22 protein-coding genes and 1 pseudogene are annotated in these 23,268 nt (G+C 63.3%); 6 read left to right on the forward strand and 17 right to left on the reverse strand.

Translation table 11 applies throughout. From position 1 onward, the window contains the following. Nucleotides 1-8: 8 nt before the first annotated feature. From galE to AB4Y31_RS02715, 4 genes are read right to left on the reverse strand one after another with little or no spacing between them, the layout of a single operon-like run. Nucleotides 9-1,031 carry a UDP-glucose 4-epimerase GalE gene (gene galE, locus AB4Y31_RS02700; RefSeq protein ID WP_368672592.1) on the reverse strand — a complete coding sequence of 341 codons (1,023 nt, stop codon included), beginning with the start codon at nucleotides 1,029-1,031 and terminating at the stop codon, nucleotides 9-11. 18 nt (nucleotides 1,032-1,049) lie between these two features. Next, nucleotides 1,050-2,189: a glycosyltransferase family 4 protein gene (locus AB4Y31_RS02705; protein ID WP_368672593.1), complete on the reverse strand. Its 1,140-nt coding sequence runs from the start codon at nucleotides 2,187-2,189 to the stop codon at nucleotides 1,050-1,052. Between the two features lie 4 nt (nucleotides 2,190-2,193). Then, a complete protein-coding gene (locus AB4Y31_RS02710) occupies nucleotides 2,194-3,024 on the reverse strand; it encodes a glycosyltransferase (protein ID WP_368672594.1) in 831 nt (276 codons plus the stop codon). Continuing rightward, a complete protein-coding gene (locus AB4Y31_RS02715) occupies nucleotides 3,021-4,283 on the reverse strand; it encodes an oligosaccharide flippase family protein (protein WP_368672595.1) in 1,263 nt (420 codons plus the stop codon). Before AB4Y31_RS02715 ends, AB4Y31_RS02710 begins: the two co-directional genes overlap by 4 nt. A 352-nt stretch (nucleotides 4,284-4,635) precedes the next feature. On the opposite strand from AB4Y31_RS02715, the gene AB4Y31_RS02720 reads away from it, so the two are divergent. Next, nucleotides 4,636-6,030: a phosphomannomutase/phosphoglucomutase gene (locus AB4Y31_RS02720; RefSeq protein WP_368672596.1), complete on the forward strand. Its 1,395-nt coding sequence runs from the start codon at nucleotides 4,636-4,638 to the stop codon at nucleotides 6,028-6,030. 13 nt (nucleotides 6,031-6,043) lie between these two features. Here the strand turns inward: AB4Y31_RS02720 and AB4Y31_RS02725 are convergent, their stop codons facing one another. Further along, entirely contained in the window at nucleotides 6,044-7,081 is a 1,038-nt protein-coding gene (locus tag AB4Y31_RS02725) for a DUF2242 domain-containing protein (protein WP_368672597.1), read from the reverse strand. Between the two features lie 284 nt (nucleotides 7,082-7,365). Here AB4Y31_RS02725 and waaC point away from each other — a divergent pair, with 284 nt between their 5' ends. The 3 genes from waaC to waaA are packed head-to-tail and all read left to right on the forward strand — an operon-like array spanning nucleotide 7,366 to nucleotide 10,583. Continuing rightward, on the forward strand, nucleotides 7,366-8,361 hold the full coding sequence (gene waaC, locus AB4Y31_RS02730) for a lipopolysaccharide heptosyltransferase I (RefSeq protein WP_368672598.1): 996 nt from the start codon (nucleotides 7,366-7,368) through the stop codon (nucleotides 8,359-8,361). A gap of 18 nt (nucleotides 8,362-8,379) precedes the next feature. Continuing rightward, nucleotides 8,380-9,264 (forward strand): Kdo hydroxylase family protein, encoded by an 885-nt coding sequence (locus AB4Y31_RS02735; RefSeq protein WP_368672599.1) that lies wholly within the window; start codon nucleotides 8,380-8,382, stop codon nucleotides 9,262-9,264. Next, nucleotides 9,261-10,583 carry a lipid IV(A) 3-deoxy-D-manno-octulosonic acid transferase gene (gene waaA / locus AB4Y31_RS02740; protein WP_368672600.1) on the forward strand — a complete coding sequence of 441 codons (1,323 nt, stop codon included), beginning with the start codon at nucleotides 9,261-9,263 and terminating at the stop codon, nucleotides 10,581-10,583. The genes AB4Y31_RS02735 and waaA overlap by 4 nt, the downstream gene beginning before the upstream one ends. A 17-nt stretch (nucleotides 10,584-10,600) precedes the next feature. Here waaA and AB4Y31_RS02745 read toward each other — a convergent pair. The 12 genes and pseudogenes from AB4Y31_RS02745 to AB4Y31_RS02800 all read right to left on the reverse strand — a co-directional run. Further along, a pseudogene (locus AB4Y31_RS02745) lies at nucleotides 10,601-10,762 on the reverse strand (XRE family transcriptional regulator); the annotation flags it as partial. A gap of 3 nt (nucleotides 10,763-10,765) precedes the next feature. Continuing rightward, nucleotides 10,766-11,386 carry an urease accessory protein UreG gene (gene ureG / locus AB4Y31_RS02750; protein ID WP_368672601.1) on the reverse strand — a complete coding sequence of 207 codons (621 nt, stop codon included), beginning with the start codon at nucleotides 11,384-11,386 and terminating at the stop codon, nucleotides 10,766-10,768. Between the two features lie 24 nt (nucleotides 11,387-11,410). Continuing rightward, nucleotides 11,411-12,091 (reverse strand): urease accessory protein UreF, encoded by a 681-nt coding sequence (locus tag AB4Y31_RS02755; protein ID WP_368673430.1) that lies wholly within the window; start codon nucleotides 12,089-12,091, stop codon nucleotides 11,411-11,413. Then, nucleotides 12,078-12,743 carry an urease accessory protein UreE gene (ureE, locus tag AB4Y31_RS02760; protein ID WP_368672602.1) on the reverse strand — a complete coding sequence of 222 codons (666 nt, stop codon included), beginning with the start codon at nucleotides 12,741-12,743 and terminating at the stop codon, nucleotides 12,078-12,080. Before ureE ends, AB4Y31_RS02755 begins: the two co-directional genes overlap by 14 nt. Nucleotides 12,744-12,764: 21 nt before the next feature. Then, nucleotides 12,765-14,471, reverse strand: a complete 1,707-nt coding sequence (gene ureC / locus AB4Y31_RS02765; protein ID WP_368672603.1) for an urease subunit alpha — start codon at nucleotides 14,469-14,471, stop codon at nucleotides 12,765-12,767. A gap of 104 nt (nucleotides 14,472-14,575) precedes the next feature. Next, a complete protein-coding gene (locus AB4Y31_RS02770; RefSeq protein ID WP_368672604.1) occupies nucleotides 14,576-14,881 on the reverse strand; it encodes an urease subunit beta in 306 nt (101 codons plus the stop codon). Nucleotides 14,882-14,900: 19 nt separating this feature from the next. Further along, nucleotides 14,901-15,203 carry an urease subunit gamma gene (ureA, locus tag AB4Y31_RS02775; protein WP_018442305.1) on the reverse strand — a complete coding sequence of 101 codons (303 nt, stop codon included), beginning with the start codon at nucleotides 15,201-15,203 and terminating at the stop codon, nucleotides 14,901-14,903. 47 nt (nucleotides 15,204-15,250) lie between these two features. Continuing rightward, on the reverse strand, nucleotides 15,251-15,970 hold the full coding sequence (locus tag AB4Y31_RS02780) for an amino acid ABC transporter ATP-binding protein (protein ID WP_368672605.1): 720 nt from the start codon (nucleotides 15,968-15,970) through the stop codon (nucleotides 15,251-15,253). Then, nucleotides 15,957-16,607, reverse strand: a complete 651-nt coding sequence (locus tag AB4Y31_RS02785; protein WP_018442303.1) for an amino acid ABC transporter permease — start codon at nucleotides 16,605-16,607, stop codon at nucleotides 15,957-15,959. Before AB4Y31_RS02785 ends, AB4Y31_RS02780 begins: the two co-directional genes overlap by 14 nt. After that, nucleotides 16,604-17,272: an amino acid ABC transporter permease gene (locus AB4Y31_RS02790; RefSeq protein WP_368672606.1), complete on the reverse strand. Its 669-nt coding sequence runs from the start codon at nucleotides 17,270-17,272 to the stop codon at nucleotides 16,604-16,606. The genes AB4Y31_RS02785 and AB4Y31_RS02790 overlap by 4 nt, the downstream gene beginning before the upstream one ends. Next, complete coding sequence (locus AB4Y31_RS02795; protein ID WP_368672607.1) at nucleotides 17,272-18,069, reverse strand: transporter substrate-binding domain-containing protein; 798 nt, start codon at nucleotides 18,067-18,069, stop codon at nucleotides 17,272-17,274. The genes AB4Y31_RS02790 and AB4Y31_RS02795 overlap by 1 nt, the downstream gene beginning before the upstream one ends. Before the next feature lie 235 nt (nucleotides 18,070-18,304). Then, nucleotides 18,305-19,228, reverse strand: a complete 924-nt coding sequence (locus AB4Y31_RS02800; RefSeq protein ID WP_368672608.1) for an urease accessory protein UreD — start codon at nucleotides 19,226-19,228, stop codon at nucleotides 18,305-18,307. 366 nt (nucleotides 19,229-19,594) lie between these two features. On the opposite strand from AB4Y31_RS02800, the gene AB4Y31_RS02805 reads away from it, so the two are divergent. Both AB4Y31_RS02805 and AB4Y31_RS02810 read left to right on the forward strand, forming a co-directional pair. Next, the gene (locus tag AB4Y31_RS02805) at nucleotides 19,595-21,790 is read left to right on the forward strand and encodes a hypothetical protein (protein ID WP_368672609.1); all 2,196 of its coding nucleotides are present in this window, start codon (nucleotides 19,595-19,597) and stop codon (nucleotides 21,788-21,790) included. Continuing rightward, nucleotides 21,787-23,268 (forward strand): virulence factor, encoded by a 1,482-nt coding sequence (locus AB4Y31_RS02810; RefSeq protein WP_368672610.1) that lies wholly within the window; start codon nucleotides 21,787-21,789, stop codon nucleotides 23,266-23,268. Before AB4Y31_RS02805 ends, AB4Y31_RS02810 begins: the two co-directional genes overlap by 4 nt.

The following is a 23,268-nucleotide window of genomic DNA, read 5'->3' on the forward strand; positions in this document are numbered from 1 at the left end:
CGAGCCACTCAAGCAAACCCATCCGGATTCATCGACTGCCACCGCCAGTGATCGACGCACATGCGTTCGATCCCATGTTCCGCGCGCCAGCCCAACAGCTTTTCCGCTTCCGTCGTGCTCGCGAAACAAGACGCGACATCCCCGGGCCGTCGTGCGACGAGCTCATAAGGCACGGGGCGCCCCGAGGCCGCCTCGAACGCGCGCACGATCTCGAGCACGGAATATCCACGGCCCGTACCGAGGTTGACTGTGAGGCTCGCATCGCGCTTCTTCAGCGCATCGAGGGCCGCGGTATGCCCACGCGCGAGGTCCACGACATGGATATAGTCGCGCACGCCGGTGCCGTCGGGCGTTTCGTAGTCGCTGCCGAACACGCGCAGCTTTTCGAGCTTGCCGACCGCTACCTGCGCGACATAAGGCATCAGATTATTGGGGATACCGGCCGGATCTTCGCCGATGAGTCCACTCTCATGCGCCCCCACCGGATTGAAGTACCGCAAGACGGCAATGCGCCATGACGGATCGGCACGCTCAACATCGCGCAGAATCTGCTCCGACATCAGCTTCGTTTGCCCATACGGATTCGTGGCCGACAGCGGGAACGACTCGTCGATCGGCGAGCGCTCAGGCACGCCGTACACGGTTGCCGACGAGCTGAACACAAAACGCTTCACGTCGTGCGCACGCATCGCGTCGAGCAGCACGAGCAAGCCATCCAGATTGTTCCGATAATAGTCGACCGGCTTCGCAACAGATTCGCCGACGGCTTTCAACGCCGCGAAATGGATAGCCGCCTCGATCGGATGCGCGCTGAAAACGCGTTCGAGCGCAACGGTATCGCGCACATCCGCTTCATAGAAAGCGACGCTGCGCCCCGCGATCTTCTCGATCCGGCGAACGGCCTCGCGCTTGCTGTTGACGAGATTGTCGACGATCACCACGTCGTACCCGCTGTCGAGCAATTCCACCGCGGTATGCGAGCCGATGAACCCCGCGCCGCCCGTGACCAGAATCGTGCCATTGTTCGCCATCGCCGTGCTCCCTCGAAATCAAAGTGATACGCCGGTGAGTTCGTTCAACGTCTTCAAGTATCGCGCCACGACAGCCGCTTCGTCGAATTCCGCGGCGACTTTCACGCGACCTCGCTCGCCCATCGCGCTCCGATCATCGTGGCTCATCGCCATCATTCGCTCGAGCTTCTCCGCAAGACTCGCGGCATTGCGCGCCTCGCAGAGCAGCCCGGTCTCGCCGTCATCGACGACATCGCGACAACCCGGTACGTCTGTCGCGACGATGGGCCGGCCCATCGACGACGCCTCCATCAACGTCCTAGGCACGCCCTCGCGGTACGAGGGCAGGACGACGCAATCCGCATTCGCGATGTGCTCGCGAACATCGTGCGCCTCGCCAAGGTATTCGACAATGCCTTCGCGCTCCCACGCGCGGACTTCTTCGAGCGTGATGGCGCTGGGATTGTCGACGCCCGTCGGCCCGAGCAACTGGAAGCGAGCCTGCGGGTGTCGGGCGCGCAGCGCGCGCGCCGCGTCGACATATTCGCCGACCCCTTTATCCCAGAGCAAGCGCCCGATAAGGATAAATGTAAAGTTCTGTTTCCGCGGCAGCGGCGTGAAGGCGAAATGATCGAGATCGACGCCTTCGCCGTTCAATAGTCGCGCGCGCTCGGGGTGCGCGAGCAGCCGCGCGTGGAGGAACGCGGCCTCGTCGTCACGATTGAGGAACCAGACTTCGCGCGGGAACCGGAATGCGAATCGGTAAAGCGCTTTCGCCACGACAGCCGCGCGGCTCTTCTGAATGAAGACGTACCCGAGGCCCGTCGTCACCGCGATCGACGGCACGCGTGCGAGCCATGCCGCAACCGATCCATAGATGTTCGGCTTGATCGTGTAGTGAAAGACGACGTCAGGGGCGACTTTTCTGTAATGCCGATAGAGCTCGAACAGCGTGCGCAAGTCGTCGCGCGGATTCGTGCCCTTCGATGCGACGAAGAGGTCGATGCAGTGGCAGCCCATTTCTTCGAGCAGCGTAAACGTCCTGTCGCGCGGTGCGATGACGGTGACCGTCGCGCCTTTGCCGACGAGGGTTCGAATCAAGCCATGCCGATAGGTGTAAATGGCCCACGCCGTGTTGCAGACGAGGCAGACCGAAAGAGGGCGCTTCGATGCATTCATCGGTTCAGGCTCGTTTCGCGAAGAGTGCCGCCTTCATTCGTTGCAGCAGCGTGTAGGGTGTCACGAGGTGCAGAAGATTCTTCAGGAGTCCTAGCCAGTCGTAGACGTTGAGCGCGTTGAAGTAGCGCAGTTGCAGCCGCAGCGTCGAGACGACCTGACGGCGGCGCTTCGTCGCGCTGATGCCGCCTTCGTTGATCTCGTAGTAAAGGCCGAGCTCAGGCAGATTCGCGCAGTCATAACGCTCCATGAGCCGCACGAAGAGGTCGAGGTCTTCGGCGGCCCGGTAGGTCGCGCGATAGCTTCCGACTGCGCGCACGGCATCGACGCGCAGCATCATCGCGGGATGCACGAGCTGCGTTCGAAAAAATCTCAGACGACGTACGTCCTCGGGGGCCGCCGCCGGTTTCAACAGGAAAAGCGGCTTGCCTTCGAGCGATACGACCTGAGTCCACATGCCGACGCCGGCTACGTTCGGGTGTGCTTCGAGGTAGCCCCGCTGCTTGAAGAGGCGTCCCGGCGCCGCGAGATCGCCTGCATCGATGCGCGCCGCGTATTTGCATCCGCGCGCGGCAAGTGCCTCAATGCCCGCTTCAAGCGCGCGTTCGATGCCGCCGTTCTTCGGCATGCGCAGGATATCGACGGCAACGTTCGGCAGCTCCGGTGCGACGATGGGCGGCACACTACCGTCGTCGACGATGAGGACGCGCACGGTCGCGGGCTCGTCGAACGACGCGAGCGTGCGCTCGACATCGGCCTGAGCGTTGTACGCAGGCATGAGCACGGTCACGTCGGCGAGCGAATTATGCGGGGTGGCGCGGGCCTCGAGCGTCGTCATGATCGCAACTGCAACTTCAAGCGGATGTAGTAAAGGTTCACGGCCGCGGCCGCGAGATAGCCCGCGGCGAGGCCCGCCAACGCACCGTACGAGCCGATGCGAGGAATGGCGACGAGATTGACGGCAAACGCTACGGCGAGCGCGAGCACCCACTTCGCGAGGAGTACGTACTTCGCTTGATACTTGAGCACGACGAGGTTGCCGATGGCCTCGACCCCGGCCGGCACCGAGAGCCACACGCACCAGCGGAAGATCGATATCGCGCCTTCGTAGTCGGGGCCGAACACGCGCGTAATGATAAAGCTCGCCAAAAGGTCGAGCACGCAGGCGCCAACGGCCATCAACGCCGCCGCCAAAACGATGAGCCGGCGTACGTTGCGCAGCAGATGCCGCAGGTCCTGCACGCGATAGACGAAGGCCGGCGCGATTGTCTGGGCCAGCATGAGCCCGAGTGCGATCCAGTTCTCGTTGATCTGCTGGGCGGCCGAGTAGCGGCCGAGATCGGCGAACGAGATCGCCCGCTCGAGCATGAGCCTGTCGAGCTTCAGAAACAGGTACATACAGATGAGGCCGGCCCAGAACACAGTGCCGGCGCTCGCGAAGTGGCGCAAGAGCGGGCGTTCGACACGCCATCCGAGCGTGCCGCCGTGGCGGCGCATGTAGTAAAGCACGAGCACACCGCCGATCACGGCGGCTTCCGCCGCCCAGAGCCAGCCGAAGCCTGCCGGTGCGATGGCGACGCGGACGAACAGATACACGAGCCCGGCCTTCACGAGCGCGGTTGCAATGCTCGTCATGAGCTGTGGCTTGCTGTAGGTCATGCTTTGCAGCCACGAGTTGATGACGCCGATGAACGGCTCGCGGAACAGCATCGTGACGGCGAGGCCGGCCAGCATCGCGCCGACGAGCGGATCGGTGGCGCCCGCGGCGATGCCGATCCACGTGGCGGCGAGCGCGAGCGCGGAGACGGTCATTCGCAGCACGAACGCGCTGCCGAGCACGACGCCGAGTTCAGAGGGCGGGCGGTGTACGATCGTCGGGACGAGAATTTCGGCTCCGCAGACCCATGTGATGGGGGCGAGCACGAGTAGCAGCGTGTTGGCGTATTGCCATTTGCCGAAGACGTCGGGGCCGAAGTAGCGGGCCAGCAGGCCGCTGATGGCGATCGCGACGGCAATCTGCGTGAGCCGTTCGAGCCCGAGCCAGACGATGTTCGCGGCGGCTTTGGCGACGTCCGGATTGGCAAGGCGTTTCAGCATGCGGCGCGCGGCAGGAATTTTGCTCGCCGCTTCGACGTGGCGCCCGCTCCGTCGAACCCGGCCCGCACGGCGGATGGAGCCGGAAAGACGGCGTCGGCTAACGAATGTCCGGCGGGGAAACGTCTTGGCATTAAAATGGGCGCGTCGTGCGTCAGTCGAAAAACGGCAATTATATGTGGGAAATCCCTGCGCACTCACGTGCGGCGGCGGTGCGGCCGAAGCCGGTGGCCGGTGCGTCGGCCGCCGTACAGTACTTGGCTTGGGCGTCTTTTACGTTTCTTTTTTCTGAAGGACGCTACGCTTGCCGCAGGTCGATCCGAGTTTTTATTGAGTAGCCAAGAGAGCCCTATCTATGATTTCGCAATCTATCTTCAAGGCGTATGACATTCGAGGCGTGGTCGGCAAGACGCTCGATATCGATGGTGCCCGTCTGATCGGCCGCGCGTTCGGCAGCGAGATTCGCGCTCAGGGCGGCGATGCCGTCGTCATCGGGCGCGATGGGCGTCTGTCCGGCCCGTCGTTGTCGGCGGCGCTGGCCGACGGGTTGCGCTCGGCGGGCGTCGATGTTGTCGACATCGGCATGGTGCCGACGCCGGTCGGTTACTTCGCCGCAAGCGTGCCGCTCGCGCTTCCCGGCGGTGAGCGCTCGGTCGATTCTTGCATCGTCGTGACAGGCAGCCACAACCCGCCGGACTACAACGGGTTCAAGATGGTGCTGCGCGGTGCGGCAATCTATGGCGAGCAGATTCAGGCGCTCCATAAGCGCATCGTCGATGGCGACTTCAGCGCCGGCGACGGCGGCTTTTTCGAATATGACATCGCCGATAAGTACATCGAACGCATCGTCGGCGACGTGAAACTCGCGAGGCCGATGAAGCTCGTCGTCGATACGGGCAACGGCGTGGCGGGCGGCTTGGCGCCGCGTCTTTTCAAGGCGCTCGGCTGCGAGCTCGTCGAACTCTTCACGGAGATCGACGGCACGTTTCCGAACCATCACCCGGACCCGGCACATCCCGAGAATCTGCAAGACGTCATTCGGGCGCTGAAGGAAACGGATGCCGAGATCGGCTTCGCGTTCGACGGCGACGGCGATCGTCTCGGCGTCGTCACGAAAGACGGGGAGATCATCTACCCCGATCGTCAGCTCATGCTCTTCGCGAGCGAGATTCTCTCGCGCAATCCCGGCGCGAAGGTCATTTACGACGTGAAGTGCACGCGCAATCTCGCGAAATGGGTCCGTGATAATGGCGGCGAGCCGCTGATGTGGAAGACGGGGCACTCGCTCGTCAAGGCGAAGCTGCGCGAAACGGGCGCGCCGATCGCCGGCGAAATGAGCGGCCATGTCTTCTTCAAAGACCGCTGGTACGGCTTCGACGACGGTCTTTATACGGGCGCCCGGCTGCTCGAGCTGCTTTCGCGTGAGAAGGACCCGAGCAAGACGCTCAACGATCTGCCGAATTCGCTCTCGACGCCCGAGCTGCAATTGAAGCTCGAGGAAGGCGAGAACTTCGCACTGATCGCCAAGATGCAGAAAGAAGCGCGCTTTACGGGCGCGGACGACGTCATCACGATCGACGGCCTGCGCGTCGAGTATCCGGACGGCTTTGGTCTTGCCCGCTCGTCCAATACGACGCCGGTCGTGGTGATGCGCTTCGAGGCCGATAGCGCGGACGCGCTCAAGCGGATCCAGGAAGACTTCCGCCGCGTGATTCTCGCGGCGAAGCCTGACGCGAAGCTGCCCTTCTGAGGGCGGTCGCCGGTTACGGCGTGGTCGTGGCCGGCGCGGCGGCGGAGGCTGGCTGAGGTGCCGCAGCCGGGTTTGCCGCCGGCTGCGCCGGGTCGGACAGCTTGGTCGAGCTGACCGGCTGAGCCGTAAGCGTGGGCAACGCGGGAGCCGTGGCCGCCGCTGTCGTCACGGTAGCGGCCGCCACAGCCGTTGCGGGCGGCGTTGTCGGCGTCGATAGCGGCGCGGGTGCCGCTACGGCTGCCGCTGCTGTGCTTGCAGACGCCATCGTCGCTTGCTGCGCGGTTGCCGGTGGAGCGGCCTTCGTCTCCGGCGCTGTTGCCGTTGGCTGCGTTGCGGGTGGCGCCGTGACTGCCGAATGCGTCGCGGGCGCGGCGACCGCCGGCTGCGAGGCTGCCGCAGCTACCGCGGGTGCGACGGGGGCCGCCGCAGGGGCTGCCGCAGGCGGACCGCCAGGCAATTGTGCCTCCTTGATCGGCGTAGGCGCGACGCGCAACGCCTTCGGCGCCGCGTGCAAGTAGTGGTCGACGTACTCGAAGAATTGCTTGTAGAACGTGCCCGCCTTGATCGTCTCGCTCGACACTTTCACCATCGAATCGCTGCTCGAACGGATCGGGAGCGATACCGAGCCGAGCAGGCTGAAGCCGACGCTCGCCGACGTGTCGCTTTTCTTTAGCGCGTAGCCGCTTTGCACCGCGTTTGCGTAGACGATGCTCGTGCTCTCCGGGTCGTCGCCGGGCGTGCAGACCACATGAAACTCGACGGTGATGTGTTTGTCGCCGCTCGGTTGGAAATCACGCGTGGCGTCGATCGTGTCGGGGCGCGTCGCCGTGGCGAGATAGCCCTGATTCAACAGCGCGCGGCGCGCGGCCTCGCAAGTCTGCGTGCTGTTCGAGTTGAACGTGCGCGAGAACGGGCTCGAGCCCGTCTCGAAGAATTCCTGCTGGGGCGACGGCGGCTTAGTACTCGAGCACGCGGCGAGCGCCCCCAGCGCAACAGCTGCCGCAAGCGGCAGCGTCACGCGCAAAACGGAGGATCGATAGATTTTCTGCATATTTCGTTAGACGTTTCTGATGCACTCGCGTCTTGGACGCGATGACGGCGACGAGCATTGTAAAGGGATTGGCCGGCGAACATTGAGGCGTTCGCATCGACACAAAAAGGGGTGCGTTTGCGTGTGATGCAGCCCTGAAGCGCGGAAAAACGCCTCAAGCAGGGTAGAATCGCGCGCTTGGACGGATTCCCCCGCGTTCTTGCGAATTTTCGCGCAGCGGTTGGACTTTCTCCGCTCTCGGCGGTTCTGCCGCCGCGTTGCGTACCTTTCTTTTTTCTTTCGTTGTGCAAAAGATACTGATCGTCCGAGTGTCGTCGCTGGGCGACGTCGTCCATAACATGCCGGCCGTCGCGGATATCCGGCGGCGTTATCCGGGCGTGCAAATCGATTGGCTCGTCGAAGAGAGCTTTGCCGATCTCGTGCAGCTCGTCACGGGCGTCCATCGCGCGATTCCGTTTTCGCTGCGGCGCTGGCGCAAGCGGCTGCCGTCGCCCGCGACATGGCGCGAGGTTGCGACGTTTCGCCGCGATCTCGCGGGCGAGCATTACGACCTCGTGATCGATTGCCAGGGCCTCATCAAGACCGCCTGGGTCGCGAGCTGGGCGCGTGGGCCGCTCGTCGGTCTCGGCAATCGGACCGATGGCGCCGGCTATGAATGGCCCGTGCGCTTCTTTTACGATCGGCGAGTGCCCATTGCCCCGCGCACGCATGTCGTCGAGCGGACGCGTCAACTCGTCGCGGCGGCGCTCGATTTGCCACCGCCCACGCCCGAAGACGATATCGACTTCGGCTTCAATACCTCGCGGGCGGCGCTTGCCATCTCCGAGCTCGGCTTGAACCTTCCGTTGCCTTACGTCGCGTTCGTGCATGCGACTTCGCGCGCCGACAAGCAATGGCCCGAATCCGCGTGGATCGAGCTCGGTCGCGCGCTCGTCGCGCGCGGCGCTTCGCTCGTGCTGCCATGGGGCAACGAGGCCGAGCGAGCGACGAGCGAACGGCTCGCCAAGGAATTCGGCGCGGCCGCCATCGTGCCGCCGCGGCTCTCTTTGCCGGCCGTCGTCGGTTTGCTCGATGGGGCGGCGGCCACCGTCGGCGTCGATACGGGGCTCGTCCACATCGCCGCGGCGCTCAAACGTCCGACGATCGAGTTGTACAATTTCGCGACCGCGTGGCGCACGGGTGGCTATTGGTCGCCTAACGTAATCAATCTCGGCGAGGGGGGCGCGTCGCCCACTCTGCAACAGGTGAAGTCCGCGCTCGCCGGATTCGGCCTGCTCTAGGACGGCGCTCAAACGGACATGAACGAATCGCAAATCATCGAAGTTGCCGCGGGCGATTGGCAAGGGCAAGCGCTCTCGGTACGTCGCGAGACGCTGCTTGCGGCGCTGGAGCGCGGCAAGGTCCTTTATTTTCCGAACCTGCGGTTTGCCATCGAAGGCGGCGAGGCGGCACTCCTCGATCCGGCGCTCGCGGATCCGGAGCGCAAGAACATCAGCCTCGAGCCGAAGGGCGGCGCGTTGCGCGGCGTGATCGGCGATGCGGACAGGCAATCGGCTGTGCGCGCGCTCGTCACGCGCTACCAGAACAACGCACTTTCGCTCGTCGATGGTCTCTTTCCCGAGTATGGTGGCAAGCTGCGAGCCGCGCCGACGAGCCTGCGTCTCATGCAGGTCGAGACGCGCCACACCTCCTGGCGCAAGGATGACAGCCGCCTGCATGTCGATGCTTTTCCGTCGCGGCCGAATCGCGGCGAGCGGATCTTGCGCGTGTTCGCGAACGTCAATCCGCATGGCACGCCGCGCGTGTGGCGCGTCGGCGAGCCGTTCGAGCAGATGGCCAAGCGTTTCTTGCCGCGCATCAAGCCGCAGCTCCCGGGCACGGCGTGGCTGCTCGAACAGCTTCACATCACGAAGTCGCGCCGCAGCGAGTATGACCATCTGATGCTTCATCTGCACGATTCCATGAAGGCCGACCTCGACTACCAAGAGTCGAGCCCGCAGCAAACGATGCCGTTTCCGCCGGGCAGCGTCTGGATCTGTTTCTCGGACCAGACTTCACATGCGGCGATGTCGGGTCAATTCATGCTCGAGCAGACCTTTTTTCTGCCGGTGCGTGCGATGGCCGAGCCCGAGTGTGCGCCGCTTGGCATCCTCGAGCGGCTCACGGGACGGGCGCTGGTTTGAGGGTCGTTTATCGCCTGCTCTGGTGGATCGTGGCGCCGCTCGCGGTGCTGCGATTGTTGATCCGTTCACGGCGCGAACGCGGCTATCGCGAGCATATCGGCGAGCGATTCGGCCATACACGCGGGCGTTCGCCTGATGACGATGCGCCGCTCATCTGGGTCCACGCGGTATCCGTTGGCGAAACGCGCGCGGCGCAGCCTCTCATCGAAGCACTGATGAAAGCGCGACCCGATGCGCGCGTGCTTCTGACCCATATGACGCCGAGCGGCCGGGCGACGGGCGAGCAGCTTTTCGGGGACCGCGTTGCGCGCGCCTATCTGCCCTATGACATGCCGCGCGCGGTGCGCCGCTTCTTGCGGGCCTGGCGGCCCTCGCTCGGCATCGTGATGGAGACGGAAGTCTGGCCTACGCTCATCGACGAATGTCGGCGTGCCGATATGCCGCTCGTGCTCACGAATGCGCGAATGTCGGCGCGATCGTTCAAGCGCGCCGCGCGTTTCGGCAAATCGACGCGTGAGGTGTTCGGCGGCTTTGCGCGCGTGCTCGCGCAAAGTCCGTCCGATGCGGAACGGTTGACGGCGCTTGGGGCGCGGCAGGTGGCCGTGCTCGGCAACCTGAAGTTCGATATGGCGACGCCGACGGAGCTCCTCGCGCGCGGGCGAGCTTGGCGCGGGGCGATCGGTTCGCGGCCGGTCTGGGTGGCGGCGAGTACGCGCGAAGGCGAGGAGCCGCTCGTCCTCGATGCATTCGAAGCACTCGCGACCAAAGGTTCGTTGTTGGTTCTCGTGCCGCGGCATCCTCAGCGGTTTGACGAGGTTGCCGATCTGGTTCAGCGACGCGGTCTGCGCTGCGTGCGGCGTTCGGCGTGGGGCGGGGAGGCTGTCGCGGCCGCGGCGGCCGAGCGCGTTGCCGATGCGCCTTTGGCTGCCGATATCGACGTCCTGCTCGGCGATTCGATGGGTGAGCTGGGCGCTTACTATGCCGCGTCGGATCTCGCGTTCATCGGGGGAAGCCTGCTGCCGCTTGGCGGGCAGAACCTGATCGAGGCGTGCGGCGTGGGTGTGCCCGTGTTGATCGGGCCGCACGTCTTCAATTTTTCTCAGGCCACGGCCGATGCGGTCGCGGCTGGTGCGGCGGTACAGGTCGCGGATCCCGCAGCGCTCGCGCGGGCGCTCGATCAGCTCTTTGCCGATCGGCCGCGACGCGTGGCGATGGGGGCGGCCGCGTCGGCTTTTGCCGCGCGGCATCGCGGGGCCACCGCGCGGACGGTGGAAGTGTTGTTGGCGCTGTTGGGAGACGGGGCAGCCGCTGAGGAGTAGGGCCTGCGGCCGAGCTCAGCCTCTTGCTGGGTCAATCCTAGACAACGCACGGCACGAGCGATTTCGATAACGAGACCCGATTTGATCTGAAGCTTTTCGGCGTCCGCCAGCCCGAGATCCGCAAAGACGTTGCCCGAGCTCGCTTCAACGTCGATTCCTTTCACGCTATGTTTTTTCATTTCTCAGACCTTCAGCAGCCCCTTCGTCTCAATGAAGGACACCACATCCGCTAGGCCGTCCTGCGCTTTCAGATTACACATGACGAATGGCCGCTCGCCGCGCATCTTTCGCGTATCCGATGCCATGACGTCGAGATTGGCGCCAACGAGCGGTGCCAGGTCAGTCTTGTTGATGACGAGCAGATCCGACTTCGTGATGCCCGGGCCGCCTTTGCGCGGAATCTTCTCGCCGCCCGCCACATCAATCACGTAGATCGTCAGATCGGAAAGTTCAGGGCTGAACGTGGCCGCCAAATTGTCGCCGCCCGATTCGATGAAGACGATATCTGCATCGGGAAAACGCGTGAGCATCCTGTCGACGGCTTCGAGGTTGATCGAGGCATCCTCACGAATCGCAGTATGCGGGCAGCCACCCGTCTCGACGCCCATGATGCGCTCAGCCGGCAAGGCGCCCGCGATCGTCAGCAGACGTTGGTCTTCCTTCGTATAGATGTCGTTCGTGATCGCGACGAGGTCGTACTGATCGCGCATCGCCTTGCACAGCATTTCGAGCAGCGTCGTTTTGCCGGAGCCGACGGGCCCGCCCACACCGACGCGAAGCGGCGGCAATTTCTTCGTTCTCATGACAGCGATACCTCTATTCCAAAACTAAGACCGGAAAAGCCGCGAGTATTGCGACTCATGCCGCGCCGACAGCACGCCAAGCATCGGCGCAAATGTATTGATCCGATCGGGCGGCGTTTCGAGTGCGCGGGCCACGGCTCTATCGATCGGGTCGCGCAACGCGACGATGATGCGCTGTCCCGCCATCTGACCCAACGGCACAGCCTTCAGCGCGGCGGCAGCTTGATTTTCCACCCAACTGAACGCATAGGCGGCGAGGGCGGCTGGTGCTTCGATAGCGTGCGCGGCGACAGCGAACGCAAAAGCAGTTGGCTGAGCGACGGGCGACAACGCAGCGAGCGTTTCCCTGCGCTCGGCATTGCCCCACTCGAGCGATAGGCAAAGCTGCTTCATCGACCATCCCATTTGCTCCGTTTCGCGCCTCAGCTCCGCAGATTCGCGGCTGGCAAGAAACGCAGCATCGGCAGAAGCGATTGCGCCTGCTTCGAGTCGATTCCAGCGTTCGATCTGATGTGCGAGAAACGGCAACTCACAGCGCGCGAGCACGTTCGTCAAGCCGCTTTCGATCCATGCGCGCGCGCTGTCGGTGTCGGTGACCCATTGTGCATCGATCGCCGATTCGAGGCCCTGCGAGTAGCTGAAGGCGCCGACCGGCAGCGCGGGCGACGCAAGATGCAGCAGGGCAGTCAGTTCAGCGATGCGCATGACCGTCGTCGTGCTCGCCGTGATCGTGCGTGCAGCCGTGATCGTGATCATGGCAATGATCGTCACCATGATGATGGTGATGCCCATGTCCGTGATCGTGGGCATGGCCGTGATCGTGCGCATGACCGTGCTCATGCCCGTGGTGTTCTTCGAACACCTGCTGCGCGATCGCATAGTCTTCGTGGAACGTCGCATCGTGACCATGCCGATGCCCGCCGCCGTATGCGCCTGATTCAGGCTGGAATGGCAACGACGCGGTTTCCACCCGTGCCCCGAGCCGCTTCAGCATTTCTTCAAGTACGGGATCCGCCTCGAGCTTCAGGTAGTCCGCGCCGAGTTCGACCGGTGTATGACGGTTGCCGAGATGGTAGGCGGCGCGCGTGAGCGTCAACGCATCGGGCGCGCGGACGAGAAGCACCGATTCGTTGGCGGCGACGACGCGCACGAGCCCGCCATCGTCGGCGACGAGCACGTCGCCGTCGGCGAGCACGGTGCCGCGCGGCAACACGAGCGCGACTTCCTCGCCGTTGTCGAGCGAGGCGGCGAGGCGGCTCTTGCAGCGCGCGTCGTAGGCGAGCGTTAGCGTCGGGGCGCGCGCGACGAGCGAACGGGCGATGACGTTGGGGGCGAGGCGTTTATCGATCGTGCGCATGACTGAAACGAAGCTTAGGACTCAGAACAAAAAGTAGCGCTGCGCCATCGGCAGCACCTTGGCCGGCTCACAGGTGAGCAACTGACCGTCCGCCACCACCTGGTACGTTTCGGGATCGACGCTGATCGACGGCTGCCACGAGTTGTGAATCATGTCCGCCTTCGAGATGTCGCGACAGCCGCGCACAGGCACGACGACTTTGTTGAGACCGTACCGTTCGGCAATGCCGGCATCGGCCGCCATCTGCGAAACGAACGTCAGCGAAGTCCGCGCGAGCGCGCCACCGCGTGTCGCGAACATCTCGCGATAGTGAACGGGCTGCGGCGTAGGAATCGAAGCGTTGGGGTCGCCCATCTGCGCGAGTGCGATCATCCCGCCCTTCAGGACGAGCGTCGGCTTGATCCCGAAGAACGCCGGCTCCCAGAACACGAGGTCGGCCCATTTGCCGGCCTCGATCGAACCCACTTCATGCGCGATGCCGTGCGTGAGCGCCGGATTGATCGTGTACTTGGCCACATAGCGCTTCGCACGAAAGTTATCGTTGCGCGAGCTGTCTTCGGGCAGCGCTCCGCGTTGCACCTTCATCTTGTGCGCGGTTTGCCAGGTGCGGATGATGACCTCGCCGACGCGTCCCATCGCCTGCGAATCCGACGAAAGCATTGACAGTGCGCCGAGGTCATGCAGGATGTCCTCGGCCGCGATCGTTTCACGGCGAATCCGCGATTCGGCGAACGCGAGATCCTCGGCGATCGAAGGATCGAGATGGTGGCAGACCATCAGCATGTCGAGGTGCTCGTCGAGCGTGTTGATGGTGTAGGGGCGCGTTGGATTCGTCGACGACGGCAGCACGTTCGCCTCGCCGCAGACCTTGATGATGTCGGGCGCGTGGCCGCCGCCGGCGCCTTCGGTGTGATAGGTGTGAATCGTGCGACCCTTGAAGGCGGCCACCGTCGCTTCGACGAAGCCGGCCTCGTTGAGCGTGTCGGTGTGGATGGCGACTTGCGTGTCGGTCGAGTCGGCTACGGAGAGGCAATTGTCGATCGCGGCCGGCGTCGTGCCCCAGTCTTCGTGCAGCTTGAGGCCGATGGCGCCGGCCTTGATTTGCTCGACGAGCGGATCGGGCAGGCTCGCGTTGCCCTTGCCGAGAAAGCCGAGGTTCATCGGCCAACCGTCAGCCGCCTGCAGCATGCGCTCGAGGTGCCAGGGGCCGGGCGTGCAGGTCGTGGCGTTTGTGCCCGTGGCGGGCCCCGTGCCGCCGCCGAGCATCGTCGTCACGCCCGATGCGAGCGCTTCGTCGATCTGCTGGGGACTGATGAAGTGAATATGCGTATCGACGCCGCCCGCCGTCACGATCAACCCTTCGCCGGCGATCACCTCCGTCGCCGCCCCGATCGCGATCGTGACGCCAGACTGAATGTCGGGATTGCCGGCCTTGCCGATCGCGGCGATGCGGCCGTTCTTGATCGCAATGTCGGCCTTGACGATGCCCCAATGATCGAGAATCACCGCATTCGTTACGACGGTGTCGGCCACTTCGGCCGCGACGCGCTGCGATTGCCCCATGCCGTCGCGGATGACCTTACCGCCGCCGAACTTCACTTCCTCGCCGTAGACGGTGAAATCGCGCTCGATTTCGATCAGCAGCTCGGTATCGGCAAGCCGGATCCGGTCGCCCGTGGTGGGGCCGAACATTTCCGCGTAGGCGCGGCGATCGATGCGAAGAGTCATGATGTTTCGGTGTCCGAAAGAATAAGCGTCGGGCTTACAGCGCGTGTGTCGGCAGGGCGGTGCGGTGCGGTGCGGCGGCGATCGGTCGCGGGTGCGAGAACGCCTCAGAGCGGGCCCATCACCTTGCCGTTGAAGCCATAGACAGTACGGTCGCCGGCTAATGCGACGAGTTCGACCGTGCGCTCCTGGCCCGGCTCAAAGCGCACGGCGGTGCCGGCCGCGATATTGAGCCTGAAGCCGCGCGCCCGCTCGCGATCGAACGAGAGAGCGGCGTTCGCTTCATAGAAATGGAAATGCGAGCCGACTTGCACGGGGCGGTCGCCCGTATTTGCAACGACCAGCACGACCGTCTCGCGGCCGGCATTGAGCTCGATTTCGCCGGGCTCGGTCAGGATTTCGCCAGGGATCATGGGACCTTGCCTCGCACGCTTACGGAATCGGATGGTGGACGGTCACGAGTTTTGTGCCGTCGGGGAACGTTGCTTCGATTTGAATATCGGGGATCATTTCGGGCACGCCTTCCATGACGTCGTCGCGCGTGAGCAGCGTCGTGCCGTAATGCATGAGCTCGGCGACAGTCTGGCCGTCGCGCGCCGCTTCCATCAGCGCCGCCGTGATGAACGCGACGGCCTCCGGGTAATTGAGCTTGAGCCCGCGGGCCTTGCGGCGCTCGGCCAGCAGCGCCGCCGTGAAGATGAGCAGCTTGTCTTTTTCGCGTGGTGTGAGCTTCATCGTTTTGCCTGCTTGCCGAGCGGTGCTCGAGCGCGGTTGCCGTTCCGTTACTGGACGAATTTCTGCAATTCTATGCTCTGCGGCGATCCGAACATTTGCTCGGGCGGGCCGCTCTCCCAGACGCGCCCTTGATGCATGAAGACGACGGTATCGCTCACGCGGCGCGCGAAGCGCATTTCGTGGGTGACCATGATAAGCGTCATTCCCTCGCTCGCCAATTGCTCGACCACGCCGAGCACTTCGCCGACGAGTTCCGGATCGAGCGCCGACGTGATTTCGTCGCACAGTAGCAATGACGGCTCCATGGCAAGCGCGCGTGCAATGGCGACGCGCTGCTGCTGGCCACCCGAGAGCTGGCTCGGGTAGGCGTCGAACTTGTCGCCGAGGCCCACGCGCTGAAGCATTTGCTCCGCGCAAGCGTGGGCTTTCGCGCGCGGCGCTTTCTTGACGACGGTTTGCGCGAGCATGACGTTCTCGCCGGCCGTCAGGTGGGGGAACAGATTGTATTGCTGGAACACCATGCCGACCTTGAGCCGCAAGCGCCGCAGGTCCGCATGGCGGGCATCGATGCGTTCGCCGTCGATATCGATCGATCCCGAATCGATGCTTTCGAGCCCGTTCAGCGTGCGCAGGAGCGTGCTCTTGCCCGAGCCGCTGCGGCCGATGATCGTGACCACTTGGCCTTTTTCGACGTTCAGGTCGATGCCCTTCAGGACATGGGCCGAGCCGAACTGCTTATGGAGCGCGGTGACTTCAACGAGCGACATTGAGTTTTCTCTCCAGCGCACGGGCGGTGCGCGACAGCGGATAGCAGAGTGCGAAGTAAATGAGCGCGACGCAGCCGTAGACGAGGAACGGGCGGAACGTCGCGTTCGAGATCACCGTTCCCGCCTTCGTGAGCTCGGTGAAGCCGATGATCGAGACGAGCGCCGTGTCCTTCACCGCTTGCACGGAAAAGCCGACCGTCGGTGCGATGGCGATTCGAAAGGCCTGCGGAAGGATCACATGCCTCAATTGCTCGAAGTAGTTCATCGCGAGGCTTGCGGACGCTTCCCATTGCCCGCGCGGGATCGCTTCGACGCAACCGCGCCAGATTTCGGCGAGGTAAGCGCTCGTAAAGAACGTGAGACCGAGCGTTGCGGCCACCCATGGGTCGACGTCGAGTCCGATGAGCGGCAGTCCGAAGAACACGACGAAAAGCTGCATCAAAAGCGGCGTGCCCTGGAAGATTTCGATGTAAATCTTCGCGGCACTGCGCAGCGCGAACGACGGGGATACGCGTGCGAGCAGCAGCAGAAAGCCCGCGATGCCGCCCGAGGCGAAGGAGACGAGCGAGAGCAGGACCGTCCAGCGCGCGGCGAGCAGCAGATTCTCGAGGATTTGCGTGAGGCTGAACTCGATCATCGTGTACCTCGCAGGAAGAGCCGCCGGCCTGCGATATTGAGCAGGGCACGCACGACGACGGCAAGCCCGAGATAGGCCACGGTAATCGCGAGATACGTTTCGAACGCCCGGAAATTGCGCGACTGGATGTAGCTCGCCGCGTAGGTCAGATCGGGTACCGAGATCTGCGAGACGACGGCCGAGCCGAGCATGACAATGACGATCTGGCTCGACAGCGCCGGGAACACCTTTGCGAGGGCCTGGGGCAGCACGACATGCCGATAGGTTTGCGCGGGTGTCATGGCGAGCGAGGCCGCGGCTTCGAGATGTCCGCGCGGCACCGCGGCCACGCCTGCGCGAATGATCTCCGTGGCATAGGCGCCGAGGTTCAGCGTCATCGCAATGACCGATGCGGAGATCTCATCGAGCCGTAGACCGAGGGCCGGAAGGCCGAAGAAGACGAAGAACAATTGGATGATGAACGGCGTGTTGCGAATCGCTTCGACATAGGCTGACGCGATCGCGCGCAACGGGGCAGAGCGCGCGTCGCGCGCGGCGGCCCCGCCGATGCCGATCGCGACGCCGAGCACTGTCGAGGCCGCCGTCAGCCCGAGCGTGAACGCCGCCCCGCGCGCAAACATGCCCGCGTATTGCGCGAGGTCGCCGAATTGCAGCGCGTAGCTCATTACAGCGAAGCCGGCAGCGGCTGGCCGAGCCACTTCTTCGAGATCGCGTCGAGCGTGCCGTCATGCCTTGCGTTGGCGATCGCGGCGTTAACCTTTTCGAGCAGACGCGTTTCGTTCTTGTTGAGACCCACGTAGCAGGGCGAGCTCTTGATGACGAACTTCGGCTCGGGCAGGCGCGGCGGCTTCTTCGCGATGATGGCGGCGGCCACGACGTTGCCGGCGGCGATCAGCTCGACCTGTCCCGAGAGGAACGCTGCGATCGTGGCGTTGTTGTCGTCGAAGCGCTTGATAGTCGCATTGGGGGCCATCTGAGTCAGCGCGACTTCTTCGAGCGCGCCGCGCGTCGCGCCTACCGTTTTGCCCGTCAAATCGGCCGGGCTCGCGACCTTGACGTCGGCCGGGCCGAAGACGCCCTGGTAGTAGGGTGCGTAGGCTTGCGAGAAGTCGATGACCTTCTCGCGCTCGGGCGTCTTGCCGAGCGAGGAGATGACGAGATCGACCTTGTTGGTCGTCAGGTAGGGAATCCGGTTCGCGCTGTTGACGGGCACCAGCTCGAGCTTCGCGTTCAGCGACTTCGCGAGCACGCCGGCCATGTCGATGTCGTAGCCCTGCGGCTTCATATCGGTGCCGACCGATCCGAACGGTGGATAGTCCTCGGGTACGGCGACACGCAGCACGCCGCTCTTCGCGATGGTGTCGAGCGCATCGGCTTGGGCGTTCTGACTCGATGTCGCGGCGACCACGGCGACGGCGGCGACGAGCGCGGCAAAGGCGCGCCCGATGAAACGTTGCTTCATGGAATGGTCTCCTACGCGGCCACTCGCGCCGCGGGAAATGCGACACCGTCCGTAGCCGATTTGAGCGCCGGATTGAGCAAGGCTTATGCCAACGACACCTGCAACTGGTCTGGCCTGTCAGGCCCTTCCTGTATCAGTGGGCGGGAGGGTTGGATGCACCGAATTAGCACGTGTGTACCGATATTCGCTTCATTGTGGTGCTTCCATGCCCCGTTGCATGGCGTTTCGAGCCGGCTCACGTCGCCCAAAGGCGCAGCGGGCGAGCGGCGACACCATGAACGATGGGCCGCAGCGTGGTCCAGCATTGGTGCATGAGCTGCTGCAACGGCTCCATCGACGAGGCGAGCACGCGCACGAGCAGCACCCCGCCGGGCAGCGCTGTCGCGCCTGCGCGCAGCGTTGATTCGAACGGCAACTGCTCGGCTAACGTTTCCGCGAGCTCCGGCGTGCAGGCCGCGCCGACTGCCCATAGCGTGCCGAAGGCAGCGAACCCGGCCAGGCCTTGGGGTGCATCGCGCAGCGAATCACGTGCGTCCAACTGGGCCCGTTCATGCCATAGGAGCGAGCTGTGGCCGTCGTCTTGTAGTGCGAGGGAGGTGAGGGAAGTCAGCTCGCCGTTCGCCCACCGTTCTCCGGCCGCTTGCCGGCCGAGCTGCATCGCATCCCAGCCGATGGCCGTTGCCCCCGGTGCGATGGTGAGGGCGAATTCGAGGTCGGCTCGCGCATCGTCGAAGACGATGTTGTTCTGCGGCAGCCAATCGAGCTTTCCATTTGCGGCTACGTCGATTTGGATTTTTTGCGCGGCCCGTTGCGCGTTGGCCTTGTACCACTTCGTCGCGCCCGGTGTCGTCAAGACCGCGTGTGCGGCTTCGCTCACACCGATGTCGATGACGAGCCGGTCGCCGCCGGCCACGCCGCCGGGCGGATGGACGATCACCGCATGGCAGATCCCATCGCCTTCGGGGTAGAGCGGCCGCTGCACGAGTAGCGGGCCGCGATGGAGGCGCTTCGATAACGTCGTGCGATCGACATTACGCGTGAAGCGGAGCTCGAGGCTGGCGTCCCAGCTGTTCGCGGGTATCGATTGCGCGCTGGAAGGCTGCGGTGAGGCAGCCGGGGAGGGCGCGCTGACAAATGATTTCTGTTGGGGTGAAAGCATCGACGGGAAAAGCGGCAACGGGGGCTGTGCCGCGAATCTACACGAACGGCGCAGTCGAGGCCAGTTCTCTCACCCAATCCGCATCGCCCCTGTTGATGCGGGCCCGAGTCGTCCCTCCCGTTATTTCGTCCTAGTTTGATCGCACTAGAAGATCGCGATAGCTTTCGCGGCGCATCGTTCGCCTCGTTCACATGCGATCGCTTCATGCGTATCGCATATGCGCAATTGGAGCGATTCGATACGAACAGAGGCAATAACAAAGCAAGAGAGTAGGCGATGCAGAACCGAGTTAAAGAACGGGCTAACAAGGACACGACCGAATCGGATCAAAGCACTGTTGCATCGCCGGACGAGGCCGGAAAAAGGATGCCGCCGCGGATCCTGGTCGGCACTGCGGAGGGCGTCACGCTCTTCGACATGGACAGTGAACTGATCTGTGTCAAACAGATGCCGCTGCCGGGCGTCGTTATTTTCGTACACGGCGTGAACTCTGAAGGCGAGTGGTACACCGCCGCCGAGGAGGGGCTCTGCAAAGGGCTGAACCGGCGGTTGGGACGCTTGGACGATCAGCTGGCTTATACGGGGGTCAAGGCCGGGCAGATGGCGCCGGTCAGCTATATCGAGAGTTTGACACCCGACGGCTATGTCAATCCAAAGATGTGGGCTGAGACTTATATCAAGCCGGATCCGTCGTTCTCGCCGGTCATCCATTTCCGTTGGGGCTACAAGGCGAACAAGCAGGACTTGAAGGACTACGGCGCAAACTTGTTTCTAAACGAGCACAACTATTGGGGCGGCGGCCCGTTTGCGAATGGCTGTTCGAGCCTCGCGGATCTATGGAGTCCGGGGCTCGATGACCGAATCTTCGGCTGGCTCACGGTGCAGGCGTTGAATTCCACGCCGCGCCTGGTCTATCAGACGCCGCCGCGCGCCTACATGGTGATGGCCGCGCTGCGGCTCGCGAAGCTGATCAAATCGATACGCGAGAAGCAAGCCGATGTGCCGATCACCGTCGTCTGTCACAGCCAGGGCAACATGATCGGGCTGGCGGCCGCGTTTCTCGGTGACCGGATGTCCGATGTGACTGACCCGTGGGGCAAGCCCGGTAGCTGTGTGGCGGACGCCTACGTGTTGGCCAATGCGCCGTACAGCCTCGTCGAAAAGCTGGGCATGGAGAATTGGGCGCAACGCACGGTGCGCGACGCCGATGGCAATCGTGGCCGCGCGACGTTCAACGCGCGGGCTGAGACGTTGAAAGCCTTCTTCGAGATTTTGGGCAAGCGCGCCGCACTGGAGCCCGATGCGCGTGAACTCGATGAGGACATGGGCAACAAGCGACTATCTGCGAAAGGTAAGCCGTATAGCGCCGGGCAGGACCGCACGAGTCACGGCCTGAACGGCCACACGCTAGGCCGCGTGACGCTCTATTGCTGCCCGCACGATCAGGTGATTTCGGCGACGACCGTGCAAGGCATCGGCTGGCGCGGCATGAGCGCCGAGGAGATCGAGCGGACGGGCGGTCATGGCGTCCTCACGCAGCGTGTCTTCGCATCGGGATGGGTAGTCGGAAAGGATCCAGCTGACAGCCCTACGTATCGCTATTGGGAAGACGACTGGCGGGCGACGGTGAACCGGAGCAAGGGATTTTGGTATCCGCCGTCGCCGAGTGCCGAATTCGGGCTCTACCGCGCATTGAACGCGAACGAGAATCCGCTTGCCGCGCTGGGTACGTTGGCATCGGCGCCGCTTCTCTATTTCGCGCGGCTCATCGTGAAGCCGCGCATCAATGCAGATCCGCCGGAGAACTGGACCATCCCTGTAACCGCTCCGAAGCTGGACGAGCCGTTCGAGCCCGAGGCGATGCGTTATGGGAGGGTGTCGGAGATTGTCGTTGATGGCTTGAAGAGCCGGTTCAACGAAACCTACGACCCGCCTTCGGCAGCACGCAACGCGCAAAAGAGCGAGGCGGAGAAGGAAGCAGATGACGCCTATGACACTTTCAGCTCGCGCAAACCTGAGATGCACGCGCAGGGCACGCAGGAAAGCGAGGCGGCGCAACGCTACGAGGACCATGCGCTGATGCGGCAGGAGGCTCGCCGAAATGAGCGGCACGGCCGCACCAAAGGGTGGGTGAACGACGACGGCAAGGTGGTCGGCGAGGACAATCTGGCCAAGGCGACGGTCGAATACAAAGCATGGCGTAACGGGCAGATCGGCAAGATTCTGAAGGAGGGCAGCAACAACAATCCGACGAACCACTCGACGACATTGACGAATCCGATGCATGCGGAGAAAGCACTCGCTTACGACATTGCGATTGGCCTTTGCTACCTCTCGGAGCGCGACTGGAAGTGGCTTCGCGTCGAGGCCGACTGGCGGTTCGGATATGGTTTGAGCGACACCAATCCGGCCAAGACGTACTGGGAATACTTTGACATGGGGACTCAAAACGGCGTGCCCCTACATGATTGGGTGCGCGCCGATCCCGAGGCCGTCAGACCGGTGACGATTCAGGACCAGCGCGAGGGCGACCTGTTTCTGAATGCGGGGGGCATTGTATGAACGCGCTCATCGGAACGTGGCTTCGCCGGCTATCGCTTGCGGCCGGTGTGGCGTTGTTGACTTCCGCCGTGACGCTTGCCTGGATGATCTTTACGAACGTTGAGCCACAATCAGTAAGCGACGAGGATCTCATGAAGCGATTGGTGCATTTGCCTGTTTGGATGGGGATATGTGTGCTCGCAGTGAGCACGTTTTTCGCCCTCTGCGTGTTTGATACGGCGACCGCGCAAATTGTCACGACGAAGCCCGCGCCAGTGGAGTCCCCTAAGCGATTCGTTGCACAGGTAGTGGGGCTCGAGTGGCTGAACCCGCTGCAGCGTCGCGATTATCCGACCGAGTGGCAAACTTTATGGACGCTTGGTCTCGTCAAGCCGAACAAGAACGACGACATGGTGAGGACGGATCCCGCAAGCTTTACAACGCTTCAGCCTATTGCAGGAATCGCCTCGGGAAATGACGGCGAGGAAACGTTTAAGGGCTTCTACCACAAGTACATCGACAGGCTGCTCGGGCTTTTCGACGAGAGATATGTGATGAACGGGAAGTATTTCTATACCGTCAAGCCAGATGATAGAAGGAAGTGGCGTGAATTGGCCGGCATCCACGTCGAACTTGCGATCCCTTCCGACCGTCTGGATCCGGCCGAAGCGCAAATGTATCTAACTAGAAGGATCATGAGGTACTTCGAAATCGGTAACAAGTCATTTCCCGACCTCTGGAGTAAAGATGCGCCGCCCGACGTACATATTACGCAGGGTGGCCCTAACTCAGGCTTCACCTCGCTGAACGCCGCACTCGACCACCTGCAGGTGCACCCGCAGGAAAGCGTCTGGGTAATGAACTGGGACGCGCCGAGCTTCCCACCGAAAGATAGTCAGCTCAACGAAAACATTGTGCTGCTGATTCTCGCCGGGTCGGAGATGAAAACTGAACGCGCACCGCTCGCCTGGATCGGCAAGGCGGCGACTGGCAACGTCAAAGACTACGAGAAAACGGCCGGCACGACGCGAGCAATCCAGGCATGGAAAGCGGCGATTGCGGCTGCGGCAAACAACGCGAACGTATCGGTGAGTGATATCGACTACGTCGTTCACGACGCAGGCAAGGGCAGCGACGAGGCGTCGCAGCGTATCGGCACGCTAGGCCGTACCCTCACGGAAACCTTGCCGGAATTCGAGTTCCAGAAGCAGACCTTCAATACAGCGGCGCTGCTTGGCTACATGGGCGCTGGGACGGCACTCACCAACGTCGTCCTTGCGATCGGGCGCGCCAACCATTTAGGCGGCAATGTCCTCGTGGCGGGCACGACGAATTTAGACGAGCCGGTTGCCGTCGTGATCAAACCTCCCGAAAAGCTGAACCCGATCGATCCCGACGCGGACTGGTTCAGAGCACGAGGCGAGAGCGACGCCTACCTACCGTGGTGGGGGCGCCGCTACGACTCGACCTATAACGACTGGCAGGGTTGGTCCTGGTGA

The organism is Trinickia sp. EG282A, from assembly GCF_040965455.1.
Classification (GTDB): Bacteria; Pseudomonadota; Gammaproteobacteria; order Burkholderiales; family Burkholderiaceae; genus Trinickia; species Trinickia symbiotica.